We start from the raw sequence: 1,496 nt of genomic DNA, 5'->3' as shown, positions 1-1,496 counted from the left end.
GAGCCGGGACCCATATGTGGACGGCCCCCTGCTGGCAAGAGGCGGAATGATATTCTGATCGAAGCGATTGCGGCCATATGTCCGGTCTTTGATGCGGTCGCACATGACCGCTGCCAAGATGGGGTACACAGCACGAGTTCCAAACAGAGACGCGGTGTCGAGCACCATAGGGTCCCACGGAGTTTTGGCTCGTGACTGTGATCGATCGATCAGGTCCATCTTCCGTTCTCGAGCAAGCTTCGGCCTGCGGCGCGAGGCTGAAGCCTCACGCCGAAGTTCAAGATGTGTGGGTCGGATGAAGGGTCATTTGGCTGACCTGGTGTGTGAGGGCGAGGCCCAGGATGGGTCATTTCCCCGATGGCAGCGCATTGAGCACCGCGCGCAGGGTCGTCAAGGCTGGCCGCAGGCCACCGCCGCAGGCGGCGCGCAGCGGCCTTGACGGCGCGAGCACGGTGCTAAACTTGCGGCCGGGGAGATGATGCCGGCCCGTGCGGCGTCATAGCGTTCGCCGCTGCGCATCAGTTTCCAGGCGATGCGCGCAACCTTGTTGGCAAGCGCCACGGCCGCGAGCTTCGGCGGTTTGCGGGCCACCAGATCCCGCAGCCAGGGCGAGGGATTGCCCTTATCCTTGCTGACCTGCTTGATCACCGAGGTGGCGCCGACCACCAGGGTGCGGCGCAAGGCCTCGTCGCCGGCGCGGGTGATCACCCCAAGCCGCATTTTGCCCGCCGTGGAATGGTCCTTCGGGGGCAATCCCATCCAGGCCGCGAAGTCGCGGCCGCAGCGGAAGGCCTGCGGATCGGGCGCCTTGATCGCCAGCAGACAGGCGCCGATCGGGCCGATGGCATCGACCTCGGCAAGGCGCCGGCTCATCTCGTTCTGCCGGTGCCAGGCCTTCAGCTTCGCCTCGATCTCGCGCAGCTCGAGCTTCAGCCGCTTCAACTCCTGGCCGTGCATGGCGAACAGCTCCTTGGCGAGTTCAGGCACCGTCTTGTCTTCGGCAATGCGCGCCAGCAGCGGCTCGACATGGGCAGGCCCCTTGGCTGCCGTGAGGCCGAACTCGGCCGCGTGACCACGGATCGTGTTGATGAGCTGCGTGTGATAGCCGACCAGCCGCTCGCGCGTCGTCATCAACATTTGCGCGGCTTGGCTCTCCACGCTCTTGATGGCCACGAAGCTCATGCGCGGCCGGCTCATCGCCTCGCAGATCGCATCGGCATCGTTCCGGTCGTTCTTGCCGCGCCGCACATAGGGCTTGACGTGCTGCGCCGGCAGCAGCTTCACCTCGTGCCCCAGCGTCGTCAGCTCCCGCGCCCAGTAATGCGACCCGCCGCAGGCTTCCATCCCGACCTTCGTCGCCGGCAGCCGTGCGAAGAAGGCCAGCATGTCACGCCGGCGCAGCTTCTTGCGCAACACCGGCTGCTCCGCTGCGTCAACCCCATGCAGCTGGAAAACACTCTTGGACGTATCCACTCCAATTCGGATAATCTCGCTCA

General features: G+C 65.2%; 2 protein-coding genes. Both read right to left on the bottom strand.

What is annotated here, in order from left to right; all coding sequences use genetic code 11:
• A partial coding sequence (locus CVM73_RS40785; RefSeq protein ID WP_208639291.1) for a hypothetical protein occupies window positions 1-219 on the bottom strand: 219 nt, incomplete at its 3' end.
• 171 nt (window positions 220-390) lie between these two features.
• Window positions 391-1,488: an IS110 family RNA-guided transposase gene (locus CVM73_RS38655; protein ID WP_245452556.1), complete on the bottom strand. Its 1,098-nt coding sequence runs from the start codon at window positions 1,486-1,488 to the stop codon at window positions 391-393.
• Between the last annotated feature and the right edge of the window lie 8 nt (window positions 1,489-1,496).

Source organism: Bradyrhizobium forestalis (assembly GCF_002795245.1).
Classification (GTDB): Bacteria; Pseudomonadota; Alphaproteobacteria; order Rhizobiales; family Xanthobacteraceae; genus Bradyrhizobium; species Bradyrhizobium forestalis.
This window is presented reverse-complemented; position numbering and strand designations above follow the sequence as displayed.